This is a genomic window from Holophaga foetida DSM 6591, assembly GCF_000242615.2.
In the GTDB taxonomy this organism is placed as follows: domain Bacteria; phylum Acidobacteriota; class Holophagae; order Holophagales; family Holophagaceae; genus Holophaga; species Holophaga foetida.
Genome location: NZ_KI912268.1, coordinates 3,009,906 through 3,026,041 on the forward strand (window position 1 = coordinate 3,009,906; position 16,136 = coordinate 3,026,041).

17 protein-coding genes and 1 tRNA gene are annotated in these 16,136 nt (G+C 64.7%); 7 read left to right on the plus strand and 11 right to left on the minus strand.

The genetic code is table 11. From position 1 onward, the window contains the following. Positions 1–27 precede the first annotated feature (27 nt). From HOLFODRAFT_RS0213520 to HOLFODRAFT_RS21320, 7 genes are all read right to left on the minus strand, one after another. On the minus strand, positions 28–1,365 hold the full coding sequence (locus HOLFODRAFT_RS0213520; RefSeq protein ID WP_005036186.1) for an FAD-binding oxidoreductase: 1,338 nt from the start codon (positions 1,363–1,365) through the stop codon (positions 28–30). 2 nt (positions 1,366–1,367) lie between these two features. Continuing rightward, complete coding sequence (pyrH, locus tag HOLFODRAFT_RS0213525; RefSeq protein WP_005036188.1) at positions 1,368–2,072, minus strand: UMP kinase; 705 nt, start codon at positions 2,070–2,072, stop codon at positions 1,368–1,370. A 96-nt stretch (positions 2,073–2,168) separates the two neighbouring features. Next, positions 2,169–3,203, minus strand: coding sequence for a phosphate acyltransferase PlsX (gene plsX / locus HOLFODRAFT_RS0213530; protein ID WP_005036190.1), 1,035 nt, complete (start codon positions 3,201–3,203; stop codon positions 2,169–2,171). 25 nt (positions 3,204–3,228) lie between these two features. Beyond that, positions 3,229–3,414, minus strand: a complete 186-nt coding sequence (gene rpmF, locus HOLFODRAFT_RS0213535) for a 50S ribosomal protein L32 (RefSeq protein ID WP_005036192.1) — start codon at positions 3,412–3,414, stop codon at positions 3,229–3,231. Between the two features lie 27 nt (positions 3,415–3,441). Beyond that, positions 3,442–3,963: a YceD family protein gene (locus tag HOLFODRAFT_RS23340; protein WP_005036194.1), complete on the minus strand. Its 522-nt coding sequence runs from the start codon at positions 3,961–3,963 to the stop codon at positions 3,442–3,444. Then, positions 3,960–4,442 carry a type IV pilin protein gene (locus HOLFODRAFT_RS21315; RefSeq protein ID WP_005036197.1) on the minus strand — a complete coding sequence of 161 codons (483 nt, stop codon included), beginning with the start codon at positions 4,440–4,442 and terminating at the stop codon, positions 3,960–3,962. The genes HOLFODRAFT_RS23340 and HOLFODRAFT_RS21315 overlap by 4 nt, the downstream gene beginning before the upstream one ends. A 68-nt stretch (positions 4,443–4,510) precedes the next feature. Beyond that, a complete protein-coding gene (locus HOLFODRAFT_RS21320) occupies positions 4,511–5,971 on the minus strand; it encodes a sigma-54-dependent transcriptional regulator (protein WP_005036200.1) in 1,461 nt (486 codons plus the stop codon). A 65-nt stretch (positions 5,972–6,036) separates the two neighbouring features. Here HOLFODRAFT_RS21320 and HOLFODRAFT_RS0213555 point away from each other — a divergent pair, with 65 nt between their 5' ends. Further along, the gene (locus tag HOLFODRAFT_RS0213555; RefSeq protein WP_005036202.1) at positions 6,037–7,011 is read left to right on the plus strand and encodes a DUF1573 domain-containing protein; all 975 of its coding nucleotides are present in this window, start codon (positions 6,037–6,039) and stop codon (positions 7,009–7,011) included. A 20-nt stretch (positions 7,012–7,031) separates the two neighbouring features. Further along, positions 7,032–7,955 carry a DMT family transporter gene (locus HOLFODRAFT_RS0213560; protein WP_005036204.1) on the plus strand — a complete coding sequence of 308 codons (924 nt, stop codon included), beginning with the start codon at positions 7,032–7,034 and terminating at the stop codon, positions 7,953–7,955. Here HOLFODRAFT_RS0213560 and yihA read toward each other — a convergent pair. From yihA to HOLFODRAFT_RS0213575, 3 genes are all read right to left on the minus strand, one after another. Then, entirely contained in the window at positions 7,952–8,542 is a 591-nt protein-coding gene (yihA, locus tag HOLFODRAFT_RS21325) for a ribosome biogenesis GTP-binding protein YihA/YsxC (RefSeq protein WP_005036205.1), read from the minus strand. The two genes, HOLFODRAFT_RS0213560 and yihA, sit on opposite strands and share 4 nt — an antisense overlap. A 9-nt stretch (positions 8,543–8,551) precedes the next feature. Further along, positions 8,552–9,679, minus strand: a complete 1,128-nt coding sequence (gene alr / locus HOLFODRAFT_RS0213570; RefSeq protein ID WP_005036207.1) for an alanine racemase — start codon at positions 9,677–9,679, stop codon at positions 8,552–8,554. A gap of 104 nt (positions 9,680–9,783) precedes the next feature. Continuing rightward, a tRNA-Gln gene (locus tag HOLFODRAFT_RS0213575) sits at positions 9,784–9,858 on the minus strand. Between the two features lie 93 nt (positions 9,859–9,951). Between HOLFODRAFT_RS0213575 and HOLFODRAFT_RS23345 the strand changes: the two genes are divergently transcribed. The 5 genes from HOLFODRAFT_RS23345 to HOLFODRAFT_RS23350 all read left to right on the plus strand — a co-directional run bounded on the left by HOLFODRAFT_RS23345 (position 9,952) and on the right by HOLFODRAFT_RS23350 (position 14,724). Continuing rightward, a complete protein-coding gene (locus HOLFODRAFT_RS23345) occupies positions 9,952–10,497 on the plus strand; it encodes a hypothetical protein (RefSeq protein WP_005036209.1) in 546 nt (181 codons plus the stop codon). Between the two features lie 4 nt (positions 10,498–10,501). Then, positions 10,502–11,290 (plus strand): hypothetical protein, encoded by a 789-nt coding sequence (locus HOLFODRAFT_RS0213585; protein ID WP_026939319.1) that lies wholly within the window; start codon positions 10,502–10,504, stop codon positions 11,288–11,290. Beyond that, positions 11,290–12,273 (plus strand): GGDEF domain-containing protein, encoded by a 984-nt coding sequence (locus HOLFODRAFT_RS21335; protein WP_005036213.1) that lies wholly within the window; start codon positions 11,290–11,292, stop codon positions 12,271–12,273. Before HOLFODRAFT_RS0213585 ends, HOLFODRAFT_RS21335 begins: the two co-directional genes overlap by 1 nt. 67 nt (positions 12,274–12,340) lie before the next feature. Then, entirely contained in the window at positions 12,341–13,297 is a 957-nt protein-coding gene (locus HOLFODRAFT_RS21340; protein ID WP_005036215.1) for a GGDEF domain-containing protein, read from the plus strand. Then, positions 13,294–14,724, plus strand: coding sequence for a serine/threonine-protein kinase (locus tag HOLFODRAFT_RS23350; protein ID WP_005036217.1), 1,431 nt, complete (start codon positions 13,294–13,296; stop codon positions 14,722–14,724). Before HOLFODRAFT_RS21340 ends, HOLFODRAFT_RS23350 begins: the two co-directional genes overlap by 4 nt. A 28-nt stretch (positions 14,725–14,752) precedes the next feature. On the opposite strand, the gene HOLFODRAFT_RS0213605 is transcribed toward HOLFODRAFT_RS23350, so the two are convergent. Beyond that, on the minus strand, positions 14,753–16,135 hold the full coding sequence (locus HOLFODRAFT_RS0213605; protein WP_005036219.1) for a hypothetical protein: 1,383 nt from the start codon (positions 16,133–16,135) through the stop codon (positions 14,753–14,755). Position 16,136 lies beyond the last annotated feature (1 nt).

Here is a 16,136-nt window from a genome sequence, read left to right on the forward strand (position 1 = left end):
TACGCTTCGTTTGACGGCAAATCGGTGTCAGATCACCTTCCCCCGGTTGAACACCCCCAATGGGTCCAGTGCCTGCTTGATGCTCCGCAGGGTCTGGATGTGGTAGGGGTCGCTCAGCTTCAGGAATGCCTCCCGCTTGGCGAGGCCGATGCCGTGTTCGCCGGTGAGGCCACCTCCCAGGTCCAGGCAGGTGCGGAAGAGGCTGGTGACCTGGGCCTCCAGCTCCTCTGGGGCGGTTTCGCCCGCTGCGAGGAGGTTGACGTGAAGGTTGCCGTCCCCCAGGTGGCCGTAGGTGACCATGGGGAGCTTGAGGGCCTCGGTGGCCTTGAAGAATTCCCGAACCTGGCTTCGGGGCACCACCACATCCTCGCTGACCTTCCGGGGGAAGCGCTCCTTGAGGTGGCTGGAGGTGGTGCGGCGCACGGACCACAGGGCCTCGCGCTGGCGTTCGTCGGTGGCGATCTGGATCGCTTCCGCCACGGGGCCAAGGACTTCCATGAGGCGCTCCAGGAAGGCCTCCGTCATGCAGTCAGGGTCATCGAACTCAAGCAGGGCCAGAGCCTCTCCCGGCATCCTGCGGGCGGTCTCTGGACCATGGCGGCGGAGATCCTCCAGCACCGCCGGGTCCCAGAACTCGAAGGCGTTGGGCAGGAAGCCTGCCTCGGTGAGGGCGCTGGGAAGGTCCAGCAGCTCGTGCCAGTCCCGCACGGGCAGGAGCAGGGTCAGGTGTTGGCGAGGCACCGGGATGAGCTTCACGGTTGCCGCCGTGATCATGCCGAAGATGCCCTCGCTCCCGACCAGGAGTTGGGCGAGATTGGGGCCGGAGTTGTTCTTCACTGTAGGGATGCCGAAGCGGTGGATCTCGCCATCCTCCATGAGGGCCTCGACGCTCAGGACCCAGTGGCGGGTCATGCCGTACTTGCAGGCGCTCACGCCTCCGGCGCTGGTGGCCAGACTTCCGCCGAAGGAGCATTGGTCCCAGGAGTTGGGGTCCGGGGCGTAGAAGAGCCCGGCCTCCAGGGCCGCGCTCTTCAGGTCCCGGAGCATGGTGCTGGCGGGGGCCTTCAGGCAGAGGTCGGCCCGGGAGAGTTCGATCTGGCCGGGCCAAGCGGAGAAATCCACCACGATGGAACCCGGTGTGGGGGTGCAGCCCCCTGCCTTCCCCGTGCCTGCGCCTCGGGGCACCAGGGTGTGGCCCTCGCCCTTGGCGAGGCGCACCAGTTCCTTCAGGGCGGCAGGCCCCTGGGGCTTCACGACCGCCAGGGGGGGGCAGCCCACTACGTGGGATTCGTCGCGCCGATAGGCCTCCATGGCCTCCGGATCCAGGATCACGATGGCGTCCGGGAGGCGGGCGAGGGCGTTCATGCCTAGTTCACCAGGGTGCCCACGGCTTTGCCCTGGACGGCGGCCAGGAGGTTGCCGGGTTCCACCATGTTGAAGACCAGGATAGGGAGTTTGTTCTCCCGGCAGAGGGCAATGGCGGCGGCATCCATGACCTTGAGGTCCTTCTCGAGAACCTCCTGGAAAGAGACCGTTTCATACCTAACAGCCTCCGGGTTCTTGCGGGGGTCCGAGTCGTAGATGCCATCAACGTTGGTGGCCTTCATGACCACCTCGGCGTTGATCTCGTTGGCCCGGAGGGCGGCGGCGGTGTCGGTGGAGAAGTAGGGGTTGCCGGTTCCGGCGCCGAAGATCACGACGCGGCCCTTCTCCAGGTGGCGCATGGCTCGGCGGCGGATATAGCTCTCGGCGACCTTGGGCATCTCGATGCCGCTGAGGACCCGGGCGTGGAGCCCTTTCTGTTCCAGGGCGTCCTGGAGGGCCAGGGCGTTGATCATGGTGGCCAGCATGCCCATGTGGTCACCGGTGACGCGATCCATGCCCTTGGTGGCTCCGGCCACCCCCCTGAAGATGTTGCCTCCGCCGATCACCAGGGAGACTTCCACCCCCAGCTCCCGGATCTCCTTGACCTGGTTGGCAATGAGGTTGACCACTTCCGGATCGATTCCATTGCCCTGGTTGCCCATGAGGGCCTCTCCGGAGAGCTTGAGCAGGATTCGACGGTATTTCATGGAACCTCCAGGTTCGTAGGATGGGACCGGCCCATCATTTTTACGCAAAAAAACGCCCCGATGACTCGGGGCGGATGAAATGCATGCCGCGCAGCCTCAGGATTCGCTGGCCGTCGCCTGGGGCAGGAGACGTTCCAGTGAATCGTGGATGCGATCGTTGATCCGGTGCTCGCAGGCCACCAGGGCGGCCCGGATGGCGTTCCCCACGGTGCGGCCATCGCTGCGGCCGTGGCCGATGATGGAGACTCCTTTCACACCGAGGAGGGGGGCGCCGCCGTATTCGGCGTAGTCCAGCTTCTTCATGAATCGCTTCATGGCTGGCTTGATGAGGGCGCCCCCCACCTGGGTCAGCAGCCCCTCCATGATGCTCTCCTTGATGCCTTGGACAATGCCTTCCGCCAAGGCCTCGCTGGACTTGAGGATGGAGTTGCCGACGAAACCATCACAGGCGATGACGTCGAACTTGCCGTTCCAGATGTCCCGGCCTTCGGCGTTGCCAAGGAAGTTGAGATCCAGTTCCTTGAGAAGGCTGGAGGCTCCGCGAGTGACCTCGGTACCCTTGCCGTCCTCCTCGCCGACGCTGAGGAGACCGACCCGGGGCGATTTGATCCCCAGGACTTCCTCGGCATAGACGGCCCCCATGAGGGCGAACTGGGCGATGTGCTCGGCCTTGCTGTCCACATTGGCGCCCACGTCCAGAAGGACAGTGGGGAGACCCTTGGTGTTGGGCAGCACGGTGGCGAGGCAGGGACGGTCCACGCCGGGCAAGGTGCCCACCACCATCTTGGAGGCCACCATGGCGGCTCCGGTATGGCCCATGCTCACGACACCGTCGGCTCGGCCTTCACGGACGAGCTGAGCGGCGATGCGGATGGAGCTGCCCTTCTTCTCCTTGAGGATGGACGTGGCCTTGTCGGCCATGGTCACCACATCGGGGGCATGGACCAGCTCACAGCGATCTGCGAGGGCACCCTTGATCCCGTAGGAAGCGAGCATGGGCCGGATAATGGCCTCGTCCCCCACCAGGAGAAGGCGGAGGTCCGGATGTCTGTTAAGGGCCGCATAGGCGCCTTCAAGCGTGGCCTGGGGCGCGAGATCCCCGCCCATCATATCCAGCGCTATGCGGTACATGGATGGCGTTTCCACCCCCACGCCCTCAGACGGTCTGCTGGACGCGAACGGACTGTTTGCCGCGATAGAAGCCGCAGGAGGGGCAGACGCGGTGGGGCATCTTGGCGGTGCCGCAGTTGGGGCAGGTGCTGGAACTCATGACATCGAGAGAGTCGTGGGTCCGGCGGCGGTCGCGACGGGCCTTGGAATGGCGGCGCTTCGGATTCGGCATGGCGAACTCCTAATTAAGAGACAGTTTTCAGGGCTCCAGGTCCAGTTTCAACCTGGAAAGTGCTTGGGCGAGGGCGCTGGGTTCCCGATTGAGTTCGGGACGACAACCGCAAGGGCCCTTGTTCCAATTTTTGCCGCACAGGGGGCACAGCCCCTGGCAGTCCTCCTTGCAGAGGGGGTTCATGGGAACCTGGAGCTGGAACTGGTCCTTGACCAGATCCTCCTCGTCCAGTTCCGACTCCGGAAGGTAGACCACGTCGAGATCCTGGCTGCCGAGAACATGGGAGCCCCGGGCCACCAGATCGGCATCCTTGCTGCCCAGGAACTGGCTCTCCAGCTTCAGGGGCAGGTCGAAGGGGTCCAGGCAGCGGGAGCAGGTGCACTCCATGACCGCCTCGCCCTTGATATCCAGGAAGACATCCTTGTCCGAAGGCATGGCGAAGATCTGCCAGCGGAGATCCCGCAGGGCGCTGCCGCCGTCCAGCTCGAGGCGCTCGGTAGAGCCTTCCAGGCGGAGGCCCTCGGGTGTCAGTTTCGTCAGATCAATCACTTGGTCCCCCCGGCGGCCTCGCCGCTCGGTGCGGTAGTGGCGCCCCCGCCGATCTTGCCGGGCTCCCGGGTGAAGGGGGGACGGTCCTCCTGGTCGGTGGGATCCCCCAGGCACTTCAACTCGTAGGTGGCCTTGGTGGACTTGCCCTCAAAGGGCTGATCCCACATGTCCTTGCCGGGGGTGTTCACCGGGACCATGCTCTGCTTTACCAGGGGAGAATTCGCATCCACCATGGCTTCGAAGCTTCCGAGATCCGGGTACTTGCCGTATTTGAGATAGTACTGGTCCAGTCCCTCGGCCACCGTCTTCATGGTGTCCTGGGCCTTGGTGTAGCGGGCCTTGGCCGAGTACTTGCCGTAGGCCTTGAATCCAAGGGTCGCGATCACCCCGATGATCATCAGGGCGATCATCAGCTCCATGAGCGAAAAGCCCCGCTGCCGGGACGTGCTCGATGAAGGTTTCTGGGGCTGCTGGGGCATGAAATGAGCTCCCGGGTCATGGGACCCAAGCATCCCAGTGTGCCACACTTCCTCCAATTTACAAGGAATCATGCGTCCCCCTCCCCCTCGGGTGGTGCTTTCGGTGGAAAGTCCTCGGGCCTGGGGCAAGCGGGCGGAAGCGTCTCCAGCCCCCCCAGTTCCTGGAGCCAGTACCGGTAGGCCCGGAAACTCATGCCCAGATAGCGGGCGGCTTTGGTGCGATTGCCCCCGCACTTCTCGGCCCCCTGGCGGAGAAGGTGCCCCTTGTACGCGTTGAGGTAGGCCTCAAGGTCGAAGCCCTCTTCCGGAAGGGGGCATGGCTGGGGTGGAGCGACCGATTGAGGCCCGTTGGTCTCGGCAAGGATGTTGTCCGGGAAGAGTTCTACCCCGATGGGGCCCCCGGAGTTGAGGGCTACGCAACGCTCCATGAGGTTTTCCAGCTCCCGGACGTTGCCCCGAAAGGTGTAGCGGCGCAGGGCGGCCATGGCCTCGTCCGTCAGGCTCATGGTCGGCTTGTTGAGTTTCTGGCCGAAGCGGGCCAGGAAGTGATCCGCCAGCACCGGGAGGTCTTCCGGGCGCTCCCGCAGGGGGGGGAGTTCGATGTGGAGGATGTTTAGGCGGAAGAAGAGATCCTGGCGGAAAGCCCCCTGTTCAGCTCGTGCGCGCAGGTTCTGGTTGGTGGCCCCGATGATCCGGACATCAATGGCCCGCTCCTCGTTGGCCCCCACTCGCCGGATCTTCCGCTCCTGGAGCGCCCGCAGGAGCTTCACCTGGAGGGGCAGGGGCATTTCGCCGATTTCGTCGAGGAAGATGATGCCCCCCTGGGCCTCTTCGAAGAGCCCTCGCTTGGCGGCCGAGGCTCCGGTGAATGCGCCGCGCTCATAGCCGAACAGCTCCGATTCCAGGAGGCTTTCGGGAAGGGCTCCGCAATTGATGGGCACGAATGGCCCCTTGGCCCGCTCGGAGTAGCGGTGGATGAGGCGGGCCACAATCTCCTTTCCCGTCCCGCTCTCTCCGGTGATGAGCACGGTGGTGTCGGCGATGGCCACCTTGCCCACCAGGGCCTGGATCCGCCGCATCTTGTCGCCCACGCCCACGAGATCGCCGATATCGGACACGGGGCCGGGGGGCGAGGACTGGGGGACGGCGTAGAGCCCTTTGAGGACCTTCGTGAGTTCCTGGAGGTCGTTCTTGGTCTTGGTGAGGAAGTCCACTGCGCCTAGGTTTAGGGCCTGGACCGTGGTTTCCGTGGTGGCGAAGGCCGTCATGATGATGACGGGCGTCTCCAGGCCCTGGCCCTTGATCCAGACCAGAAGATCGATGCCTGATCCATCCTTGAGGCGCAGGTCGGAGACCACTGCGTCGAAGGTGGATCCCTGCAGGAGTGCCTTGGCTTCGTGGACGCCAGACACCGTCACGGCCCGGAAGCCCTCGGGCTCCAGGCCCAGTTGGAGGACTTCGCGGAAGCTCTCCTCGTCCTCCACAAGGAGGATGCGCTTGCCTGGGGATTCGGGGGCTTGGATTGGCATGACGTATCGCGTCAGTATGACCGGGTTGAGGAGGGCTGAGGTAGACTAAAGGCTACGAGGTCTTTATGCGCGCTCTGGTCCTCTTGGTTCCCGCCATTCTGTCCCTTCACGGGCAGGATACGATCACCTTCGACAAGACCCACCACGACTTCGGAAAGATCTCCGCAGATCGCAGGGTCACCCATCAGTTCAAGGTCTACAACCGGGGTCAGGTGCCTGTCCAGATCAAGCAGGTGATCCCCTCCTGCGGCTGCACCTCCACAGTCTCCGGGCAGTGGTACATCAAGCCAGGAGAGAGCACGAATCTGGAGATCGCCTTCGATCCCAAGGGCTTCCGGGGAACCGTCCACAAGTCCGTCCAGGTCCGGGGGGAGGTGCTTTCCTCGCCGGTGGTGAGCTTCAGCCATTCCCTCACCTTCCAGGCCGAGGTGGTTCGAGAGATTGTTCCCAGCACCAGCACCCTCTTCTTCAATGAGGTGCCCCGCACGGGATCCCGAAAGGCCACCCTGACCCTCGCCTCCGGCAATGGCCAGGCGGTGAAGGTGACCCGTGTGGATGTTCCAGGGGCTCCCTTCCTGGCGACCAGCATCCGTCAGAACGGCCTGGATGCTGTGATCGATGTGGCCTTCGACGGCAAGGCTGTGCCCCTTGGCCGGACCAATGGCGTGGAAACCATGACGGTCCAGACCACGAATTCCCGGATGCCCTATGTGCGCACCAGCATCCAGTGGGATCTGAAGGCCCGCATCCAGGCCACCCCTGAACGGGTGGCCTGGGTGGAGAGCGCTGGCAAGGAGTTGCGGGCGAATCTCGTCCTGAGCCATGCCGATGGGAAGCCCTTCCGGGTGCTGAATGCCCAGTGCACCTCTCCCCTCCTGAAGGTGGAGGGCATGGGCGGCGCATCTGCGGCGAAGCAGGAGCTCAGGGTTGTCCTGGGCTCCAAGAATCGTGGCGGGGTCCTCAATGAGTGGATCACCCTCCAGACGGATGAACCCGATCAGCCCGAACTGAAGGTGCGCGTTTCCGCCGTCCTGCGTTGAGCGGGGGGTGCCACAGCCCGATGCACGGTCGGGCCGTGGCCGGCACCCTCCTGATGACTCTGGTCTGGGGCGCGAGCTTCGCGGCCATGAAATTCGCTCTTCAATCGGGTCTCAGTGTGGGGACCATGTTGAGCCTGCGCTTCTCGCTGGGGGCTCTGTGCCTTGGCCTGCTGGCATGGGGCCAGGGGTTGCGTTTCCGTCGCCAGGAGCTCCTGGACGGAATATGGCTGGGCCTCTGCCTCGCGGCGATCATCTGGTTCCAGGCCGATGGATTGCGCTTCACAACGGTGAGCAAGTCCGGCTTCATCACCGGGCTCTACGTCATCTTCACGCCTATGCTGAGCCTGGCCATCGGCCAGCGCCTCCGCCTCTCCCACGGCCTGGGGGCAGTTCTCGCGGTGGCGGGACTCTACCTGCTCGTCCATGAGCCGGGGCAGCCCATGGGGGGCTGGAACCGCGGGGATTTCGAAACCCTCATCTGTGCCATGGTCTGCGGAGGGCAGATTGTGCTTACGGCCCGCTGCTCTCGCCGCGGCAACCCCTGGAGCCTGGCCTTCATACAGGTTGCGGTGGCGGCGGTCATCTCCCTGGCCATCACCGCCTGTCTGCCGGAGCCCCATGGCTTCGCCCTGGCGCCTCTGGCCAAGCCCGGTGTCTGGATCGCCATCGGCTATCAGGCCCTGTTGGCGACGGCCCTGGCCTTCTTCCTGATGATGCTTCTCCAGGCCCACCTGGGGGCCACCGAGGCGGCCATCATCTACTCCATAGAGCCCATTGTTTCAGCCCTTCTGGCCATGAGCGGCTGGGTCCCAGGCATCAAGGATTCCCTCCGTCCCCTCCAATTGCTGGGGGGTGCCGTGATCCTGGGTTCCATGCTTCTCGCGGAGCTGGGGCCGAGGTTCCTGAAGTGGCGGATGGAGCAGGGTGAAGATGCTATCGGTTAGACTAGGCTCAGCAGCCCAGCCACTTCCATCCTCAGGTCCGTCATGCCGGTGCCCTTGCTGCTGGAGACCCAGGCGATGTCCGTGGGCTGGAGCATGAGGCTGGCGGCGACATCGCGCCGCTGGGCCAGCTGGCGGGAGGGCTTCACCTTGTCGCACTTGGTGGCGACGATGCGGCAGGGGATCTCGGTGTGGCGCAGCCAGTCGATCATCTGGTGGTCGAGCTTGGTGGCACCCACCTCGGCATCCACGAGGACATAGACCATGCGAAGCGTCTTCCGGCCCGTCAGGTAGCCCTCGATCATCTCTTGCCACTTGGCCTTTTCTGCCACGGGGCCCGTGGCGAAGCCATAGCCCGGCAGGTCCACGATCCAGCGGTCAGGACCCGTGACGAAGACATTGATGAGGCGCGTGCGGCCCGGGGTCTTGGAGACCCGGGCGAGCTGGGTGTGCTGGGCCAGGGCGTTCAGAAGGCTGCTCTTGCCGACGTTGGAGCGGCCCACGAAGGCCACTTCGGCGAAGCAGACCCCCAGGTTCTTGGCGTCGGCGGCGGAGGTCAGGAAGTGGGCATCGCGAAGGGGTTGGGCCATGGGGTTCTCTCAGGAGGGATCGTAGATCCGGGTGACCCGGCTGGCGATCTGGCAGGTGATCTCGTAGGTGATGGTACCCAGCTTCTTGGCCCACTCGTCAGCCGTTATCTCCTGGGCGCCGCTACGGCCGATGAGGACCGCTTCATCGCCCACCTTGACGGTGGTTTCGGAGCCCAGGTCGACCATGATCTGGTCCATGCAGACCCGGCCCGCCACCGGGAAGGACTGGCCCCCGATGAGGACCCGGCCTCTGTTGGAGAAGAGGCGGTTGAAGCCATCGGCATAGCCCACGGGGATGGTGGCGATCCAGGTTTCCCGGGGTGCGGTCCAGGTGTGGCCGTAGCCGATGGCGGTGCCCGGAGCCACCTTCTTGAGGAAGGAGACCCGGCTCAGGAAGGAGAGTCCGGGGTGCAGGGGAATGGTCTTGGGGGTGGTGGTGTCGGGATAGTAGCCGTAGACGATGACGCCGGGGCGGACCATGTTGAGCCACGCGTAGTCGTGCCCCAGTACGCCGCCGGAGTTCGAGCAGTGGACCAGTTCCAGGGGGTGGCCGATGGCGGCTTCGACCCGTTTCACGGTGTCCTTGAATCGCTCCACCTGGGCCAGGGTGTCGGCATCCTGCTGGGGCTCGTCGCTCACGGGCAGGTGGGTGAAGATCCCTTCGAGATGAAGATGGGGCGCGGTCTCGATGGTCCGGGCCATGGTGGGGGCCCCGGCCTCGGGCACGCCGATGCGGCCCATGCCCGTATCCACCTTGAGGTGCACCCTGGCGGCCATCCCCAGACTGGAGGCGACCCTTTCCAGTGCGGCGATATTCTCGTCATCGCAGATGGAAAGCGTGACCTCGCCCTTCACCGCCTCGTCCATCTCCTCGGGGAAGGTGGGGGTCAGCTTCAGGATGGGCAGACGGATGCCCGCTTCCCGGAGGGCCAGGGCTTCGGGCAGGGTGGCCACCCCGAGCCAGTCCGCGAGTCCCTCGGTCTGGGCCATCCGGGCGATCTCCAGGGCGCCGTGTCCGTAGGCGTTGGCCTTGATGGAGATGAGAAGCTTCCGTCCCTCTCCGATCCGCTGGCGGATGCCTTGGAGGTTGGCCCGGATGTTCCCCAGGTGGATGCGGACATGGGTTTGATAGAGCATGCAGGGTTCCGTTCCGTATGTAGGAGAGAACATCGTCGCAACGGCCACCCACCCCTCGGGACCTGCGCGGAACTGAAAAAAGGCCTCCTATCGGAGGCCTTGGATGGTTGGGGAGGAAGGAATCGAACCCTCACCTGACAGAATCAGAATCTGTTGTCCTACCATTAGACCACTCCCCAGTAGGAACCCTGATTCTAGCGCGCTTTCTGCATGGTTTCAAGCCGGGATTTCCCGTCTGGCGCTATGCTGGGAAAGTTCTCAATGAGGCGCGCATGGCAGATGGACTCAAGCTGGCCTATTTCATGGTCGTCAGGGAGGGGGCCAGTTTTCTGGGGGGCCTGCTCCTGACAGATGAATCGGGGATTCCCCTGGATTTCCGATACACCGAACCCATCACTCCCACTAAGCTCCAGTCGGTCCTCTACGGGAAGGCCCTGGAGTCCCACCTCCGGGAGGAGGTCATCCAGAAGGCCCTCCTCAAGGAACTGAAGGGCAGTCCTGATCTCTTCATCCTTCCTGCCTCGGACCTGGCGGGGGGGTGGAATGCGGAGGTGCGATGTCCCGCGCTTGCCCTCCAGAAGAGCCAGGAGGCTCCTCTGGCGCGGCTGGGAGAGGTCTTCCGCGCCACACCCCGGGAGCTGCTGCTCCAGGTGGTCGAAGGAGCATCTCCGGTGCGGGCCATCTTCGCTTCAAGTGTGGATCTGGCTGCCCAGGATCAGGCGGCGGCCCAGTTGATCGAGGCGGGCTACCATATGGATCTGGTGGAGCCCCTGGAGCGGGTGACCGCTGCCCTCCAGACCCTCGTGCAGCCGACGTGAGCCCATGGTGATGGGTCGCCTCAAGGGGGCTGTATCCGATGTGGCGGAGACCCTGCGGAGGGTCTTCTCCGACCCACCCTGCCATCACCTGGATACAGCCCTGGATGCTTTCGGAATCGGTTCCCTGGAGCCCTTCGAGGGGCGGTCCCTGGCTCCGGAAGCCCTCTGCCACGCGGTTCTCGCCTCGGCAGATCTGGGGCTTTCGGCTGGACTCGGTTCCGAGCCCACTGCCTTCCAGGCCCGGGTGCAGGTCGACGAAGCCTTTGTCCAGTGGGCGGCGGGCGCCAGGATCTGCGAAATGGAGGTGTTCGGAGCGGCCTCCGGGGTGCGTTCGGAAATCCCGCCTCTCCCCAGGCGGGCCCAGGTCCGGTCCTCGCCTCCCGAGGGCTTCAGGGGCCGCTCCCGGGGTGGAATGGCGTCCATCTCGGCACCGCGAGGCTTCCGGGCCGACCCCACCCTTGCAGACCCGAGGGTGCACCGGGATCTGGAATTGGCTCTGGGGCTCCCCATGGCGGTTCCGGGGGAGGATCTTCAGAAGCTGCCCAGGCCCATCTGGATGCGCTACACCCTCCAGATTGTGAAGGCCACCGGGGAGAATATCCGGAACCTGGACGTGCTGGGGATCTACCGGATTCCGTCCAAAGGGGTGACCGGTCTGCGCCACGATGCCCGCAGCGGACGGCTGGTGATCCAGTTGGGGCCTGCTGCCGCCGGTGCGCGGCGTACGCCGTTCATGCTTGCCCGACGCAAGGATGACCGGACGATTGTAAGCTGCTACCTGGAGGGGGGCTGATGGCGTCTTCACACCGAAAGCCTGTGCGACATAGCCCGGATGACCCCGAGGCCGCTTTCCCCACGCTGCCAGCGGAAGCGTGGGCCGACTTCGAGACCGCCCTGCGGAGGCGTTCCCCTTCGGACCATCCCCCGCTTCCCAGCGAGTGGGCTCTGGTGGTATACGCCGGAGCCCACTTGGGGCGGGTCTATCCCCTCGTTTCCGGGATCCAGGTCATCGGACGCTCGCCTCAGGCCAACCTGTCGCTTCTGGATGAAGAGGTGAGTCGTCAGCATGCCCGTCTGGGGCTGGAGCTCCGGGACGATCAGGTTGAGATCACCCTGGAGGATCTGGGATCGACCAATGGCACTTTCGTCAACGGGATCCCCCTGACGGGGTGCGTGCGTCTGGAGACTGGGGATCGCATCGCTGTGGGCACTCATGTCCTGAAACTGGTCGCCATGGATTCTTTGGAACGCCAATTTCACGAGACGATGATTGATCAGAGCACGCGAGATTCTCTCACCGGGCTTTCCAACCGGGGGACGACCCTGGGTGAGTTGCAGACCTGCTTTGAGCTGAGCCACCGCCACAGCCGACCCATGGCGATCATCATGTGCGATCTGGACAGCTTCAAGAGGATAAACGATACCCACGGCCACGCTGGGGGTGACCAGGTCCTCAGGGCCTTCGGGGAGCGCATCAGCAAGAAGCTGCGGGGCACGGATATCGCCGGGCGCATCGGCGGAGAAGAGTTCCTCATCATCCTTCCAGAGACGGACCTGGATGGAGCCATGCAGTTGGGGGAGCGCCTGCGCACGGCCATCGGAGGCGAGCCCATGGTGGTGGGAGGCATCCATATCTCGGTCACCTGCAGCCTCGGGGTGGCGGAGCGTTCGCCGGAAGATCGGGATGGGGGGGCTCTCCTGGCTCGAGCCGATGGGGCCCTTTACGGAGCCAAGCATCGGGGGCGGAATCGTGTGGTGGCGGCAGGGATGAATTAATTCGTGACAAGCCCCCGGAAGGGTGCTTCCCGCTGCTAAGCTGTTGCGGTGAAACCGTGACAGTCTGATGCGCCAACCCATCCCCTTTGATCCCCAAGCCGAGGATCCCGATAGCCCCACCTCCTACGCCTTCGTCTCCGGAACAGGCGCGGTCGGGGCGGATGACGAATGGGCTCTCATTCGGTACGCAGGGCATCCCATTGGGGAGGTTGTGCCCGTGCGAGGGGATGGCATCAGTCTGGGTCGCGGGCTGGATAATGATCTCTGTCTGCCTGATGCCGAGGTGAGTCGGCGCCACGCCAAGCTCGACCTCCTGGTGCACGGCGATGAAGGCAGCCTTGTGATGCTGCGGGATCTCGGTTCCACCAACGGCACCTTCGTGAATGGCAAGCGGGTGCCAGGCAATGATGAGCCCCTCCATCTCTTCGACGGGGATGTGCTGAGGGTTGGCGGTCACGCCTTCAAGCTCAAGCTCCTGGACCCCCTGGAGCGCCACTACCATCAGGTGGTGCAGGCCCAGACCACCCGGGACCACCTGACGGGGGTGAGCAACCGGGCCACGGTGCTGGGCTACCTGGAGAAGCACACCGACCTGACCCGGCGCTACCGGAGGCCCCTTGCTGTGATCCTTTGTGATCTGGATCACTTCAAGCGGGTCAATGACACCTACGGACATGCCACGGGGGACTTGGCCCTCAAGCTCTTCGGCATGGTCCTCCTGCGGCGCCTGAGGACCTGCGACCATGCCGGGCGCATCGGGGGTGAGGAGTTCCTCATCGTGCTCCCCGAAACCCAGCTCCAGGAGGCCCTCGCTGTGGCAGAAGAGCTCCGCACGGCCTTCGGCAGCGAGCCCATCTCCCCGCCCGACGGTAGCACCCCCTTCCATGTCCAGGCGTCCTTCGGGGTCGCCCAACTCCTGGAGCAGGATTTGAACGCGGGCTCCCTCTTCGGCCGGGCGGATGTGGCGCTATACCGCGCCAAGGCCCTGGGCAGGAACCGCGTGGAGTGCGACGATCCCGTATGAACGTGCTGCTGCCCAGACAGATCGGGGGGGTGAAGATCCTGGAACGCCTGGGGGAGGGAGGCATGGCCTTCGTCCATCGGGCGGAGGACCTCTTCAACCCCGAACGCGCCCTGGCGGTGAAGTTCCTGCGGGCTGAGACCAGCGCCGACTCGGAACTGGCCCAGCGTTTCCTTCGGGAGGGGGAGGTCCTCAAGCGCCTCTCCCATCCTCATCTCGTGGAGGTCTACGACTTCGGGCGCGCCGGTCGGACCCCCTACATTCTCATGGAGCTCCTTCCCGGGGGCAGCGTCAAGGCTTGCCGTGGTGAGGCTCCCGCCCGGATCCTGCGACGCCTCCTTCCGGTGGCGGACGCCCTTCGGTACACCCATGAATCCGGGGTCATCCACCGCGATCTCAAACCCTCGAACCTCCTGTTCGCGGAGGATGGGCGTCTGAAGGTCACGGACTTCGGGGTCTGCCTCTGGGAGGGGAGCGAAGGTACCCGGGTGACCCGCTCCCAGATGGTGGTGGGCACTTTGGGCTACATGGCCCCGGAGCAGCACGGCGATCCCCGTCGCGTGGATGGCCGCTGCGATGTCTATGCCCTGGGGGCAATCCTCTACGAGTTCTGCACAGGGCAGTCGTACAGCCAGATCCAGCTCCCCCCCGCCGCCGTCCGCCCAGGCTTCCCCTTGCGCCTCGCGGGACTGCTCATGCGCTCCCTCAGCGCCGATCCCGCCCGCCGCACTCCTTCCATGGGCGTCTTCCAGCAGGAGTTGGCGGGTTGGCTGGAGAGCGCGGAGGCCGCCGGGTGGGGTGAGGAGCCCCTGCCGGGCTGGCGGGATGAGGATCGGGACGAAGAGACCGTGAGCAGGGTCAAGGCGGTGAATCGGCCCCAAAGTCCGGAGGAACGCCTGGCCCCCTACCTGGATGCGCTGCAGACCGGAGGGGTGGGAGCCCGGCGGGCTGCGGCCGAGGGCCTGCGGACCGTGGTGATGCCCAGCGACGAAACCTTCCTGCTGGAGGCCATGGGGCGCGCCTCCGAGGGGGCCCGCTTTGCGCTGGTTCTTGCCCTGGGGCAGATCGGAGGGAGTCCCAGCCTGGTGCCCCTCCTTTCCCTGCTGGAAGATCCCTTCGCCCGCGCGGAGGCCGCCGAGGCCCTCAGCCTGATCGCGCTCCGCACCGGTCAGGGGCCTGAGATTCTGGGGCGTCTCCAGGAAGGGGGGCTTGGCAATCCCTGGCGATGGGTTCCCCGGGCCCGCCTGGGTGACGAGGCCTGGGTCGAGGCTCTGGAATCCGGATGGGAGGCCCTGGCACCCCCCCTCAAGCTCCAGGCCCTGGAGGCTTCCCGTCTCCTGCCCGAACCCCTGCGGGGCCGCGTGAAGGCCCTCACCCGGGACCTGGCTGGGCGGAGTTCGCACCAGCGGCAGGTCTGGGAGGGGCTGTAGGGGGCAAGCGGTTTCACAAAATGGAATTTCACCAGCGGTAGGTGGTGAAATCTGGGTCCGGGCTCTTGGGAAGCCTTTTGCAGAGGAAGGCCAGGATCTGAATCGTCTCGTCTGTATTCCCGCTCTGGGGCGTCTCCGGAAGCTTGTGGGGTATCGGAGGTTGGATGCGTCGCTGGAAGACGGGAAGGCGCCTCCCGGCAAGCAGGTTCAAGGGCTTTAGTCTTTCTTTGCTCTGCAGGTTCCCGGGGCCCAGTGGGCGGAAGACCGCAAGCGGTGCTTTCCCACGGAATTCAACCCGTGGCCTGGGGAGGATGCGAGGCTTGAACTGATGCAGTACGGCGATTGTTGCAGGGTCGAAGACCAAGGGCTGGACAGGCAGGGGGCCGGGGGCCCCCGAAAGCTTTTCGACCTGCACCTTGCGGGCGAAGACAAGGGCGACGGGATAGGCGGGGCACAGTCCCCGAGGTGGTGCGGCCCCGTCACTGAGGATGAGTGACGGGTCTGCGAAGCGCCAAAACCGAGCCGTCAAGGCCTCGGGGGCGAACCAAGGGCGGAGCAGTGCGGCCGAACTGAACTCGAAGCGGATGGACTTGATGTCATGGGGGAATTCAGAAGGAGCCCCTGCTTGGCCCGAGGAGGCTTCAGTCAGGAACGCATCGACTTCGGCCCCGCTCAGCTCGAAAGACTTCCATGCCCCCTCGGCAACGGCATTGGCTGGCATGAAGCTGGTGCTGAAGACCCGCATCTGATCGCTGGGTCGGGTCAGGGTGTCCAGGTCTGAATCAAAGCGCTTCATCCACTCGCCGCGGGTCAGGAGGGGCGACTTGGCCCCCAGGAGTCGGACCTGCTCCTGGGCCTGCTCGATATCGAACCGGAATCCCAGGGTTGCCCAGTCCGAGAGAGCTTGGTTCAGGTCTTCCAGCAGCGGAGGCTCGGTGGCTTCGGTCCACTCGGCCTTTGCGGCATCATTCCCGGCCATGGCGGTGGCCTTCCTGACCAGGTAGTCCTGCTCGAGAATCTTGTATTGGTCCCGGTACTCGCCATAGCTGAGGGCCGCTTGCGAAGGTGAGCGCAGGCCGTCCTCGCTTTGGGTGAAGAGCAGCGCGCAGGCTGCTTGGTAGTCGGACTCCTCCCCGTCCGTGCGGCTGGATTCGGCGAACTCCCCCTCTTTCGTTATTTTTCTGTAGATATCCCAGAGCATCTCTCCAGAGGAGGACCAAGTATTTCCATCGGGAATGCGATTCACCAAGGCCGAGAACTCAATGAGCCTCCCAAAGCTCGGGTCGCCTGCCAGGTCCAGCGCCTGGGGGGGGAAGGCCAGGGGAGTGATGGGAAAACTCAGGAAAGTCCCCTCACTCCCGAAAACCTGGGTGGCCTTGGCCATGATGGCGAGCTGTGCCGCTGCCTCCATT

Bases quoted from the DNA above. Each gene is read 5' to 3' on its own strand.
- HOLFODRAFT_RS23350 (WP_005036217.1), top strand. From the start codon at position 13,294: ATGAACGTGCTGCTGCCCAGACAGATCGGGGGGGTGAAGATCCTGGAA.
- HOLFODRAFT_RS23345 (WP_005036209.1), top strand. From the start codon at position 9,952: ATGGCAGATGGACTCAAGCTGGCCTATTTCATGGTCGTCAGGGAGGGG.
- yihA (WP_005036205.1), bottom strand. From the start codon at position 8,542: ATGGCCCAACCCCTTCGCGATGCCCACTTCCTGACCTCCGCCGCCGAC.
- HOLFODRAFT_RS0213560 (WP_005036204.1), top strand. From the start codon at position 7,032: ATGCACGGTCGGGCCGTGGCCGGCACCCTCCTGATGACTCTGGTCTGG.
- HOLFODRAFT_RS21340 (WP_005036215.1), top strand. From the start codon at position 12,341: ATGCGCCAACCCATCCCCTTTGATCCCCAAGCCGAGGATCCCGATAGC.
- HOLFODRAFT_RS0213520 (WP_005036186.1), bottom strand. From the start codon at position 1,365: ATGAACGCCCTCGCCCGCCTCCCGGACGCCATCGTGATCCTGGATCCG.
- plsX (WP_005036190.1), bottom strand. From the start codon at position 3,203: ATGTACCGCATAGCGCTGGATATGATGGGCGGGGATCTCGCGCCCCAG.
- HOLFODRAFT_RS21320 (WP_005036200.1), bottom strand. From the start codon at position 5,971: ATGCCAATCCAAGCCCCCGAATCCCCAGGCAAGCGCATCCTCCTTGTG.
- alr (WP_005036207.1), bottom strand. From the start codon at position 9,679: ATGCTCTATCAAACCCATGTCCGCATCCACCTGGGGAACATCCGGGCC.
- HOLFODRAFT_RS0213555 (WP_005036202.1), top strand. From the start codon at position 6,037: ATGCGCGCTCTGGTCCTCTTGGTTCCCGCCATTCTGTCCCTTCACGGG.
- HOLFODRAFT_RS0213605 (WP_005036219.1), bottom strand. From the start codon at position 16,135: ATGGAGGCAGCGGCACAGCTCGCCATCATGGCCAAGGCCACCCAGGTT.
- HOLFODRAFT_RS21335 (WP_005036213.1), top strand. From the start codon at position 11,290: ATGGCGTCTTCACACCGAAAGCCTGTGCGACATAGCCCGGATGACCCC.
- HOLFODRAFT_RS0213585 (WP_026939319.1), top strand. From the start codon at position 10,502: ATGGTGATGGGTCGCCTCAAGGGGGCTGTATCCGATGTGGCGGAGACC.
- HOLFODRAFT_RS21315 (WP_005036197.1), bottom strand. From the start codon at position 4,442: ATGCCCCAGCAGCCCCAGAAACCTTCATCGAGCACGTCCCGGCAGCGG.
- rpmF (WP_005036192.1), bottom strand. From the start codon at position 3,414: ATGCCGAATCCGAAGCGCCGCCATTCCAAGGCCCGTCGCGACCGCCGC.
- pyrH (WP_005036188.1), bottom strand. From the start codon at position 2,072: ATGAAATACCGTCGAATCCTGCTCAAGCTCTCCGGAGAGGCCCTCATG.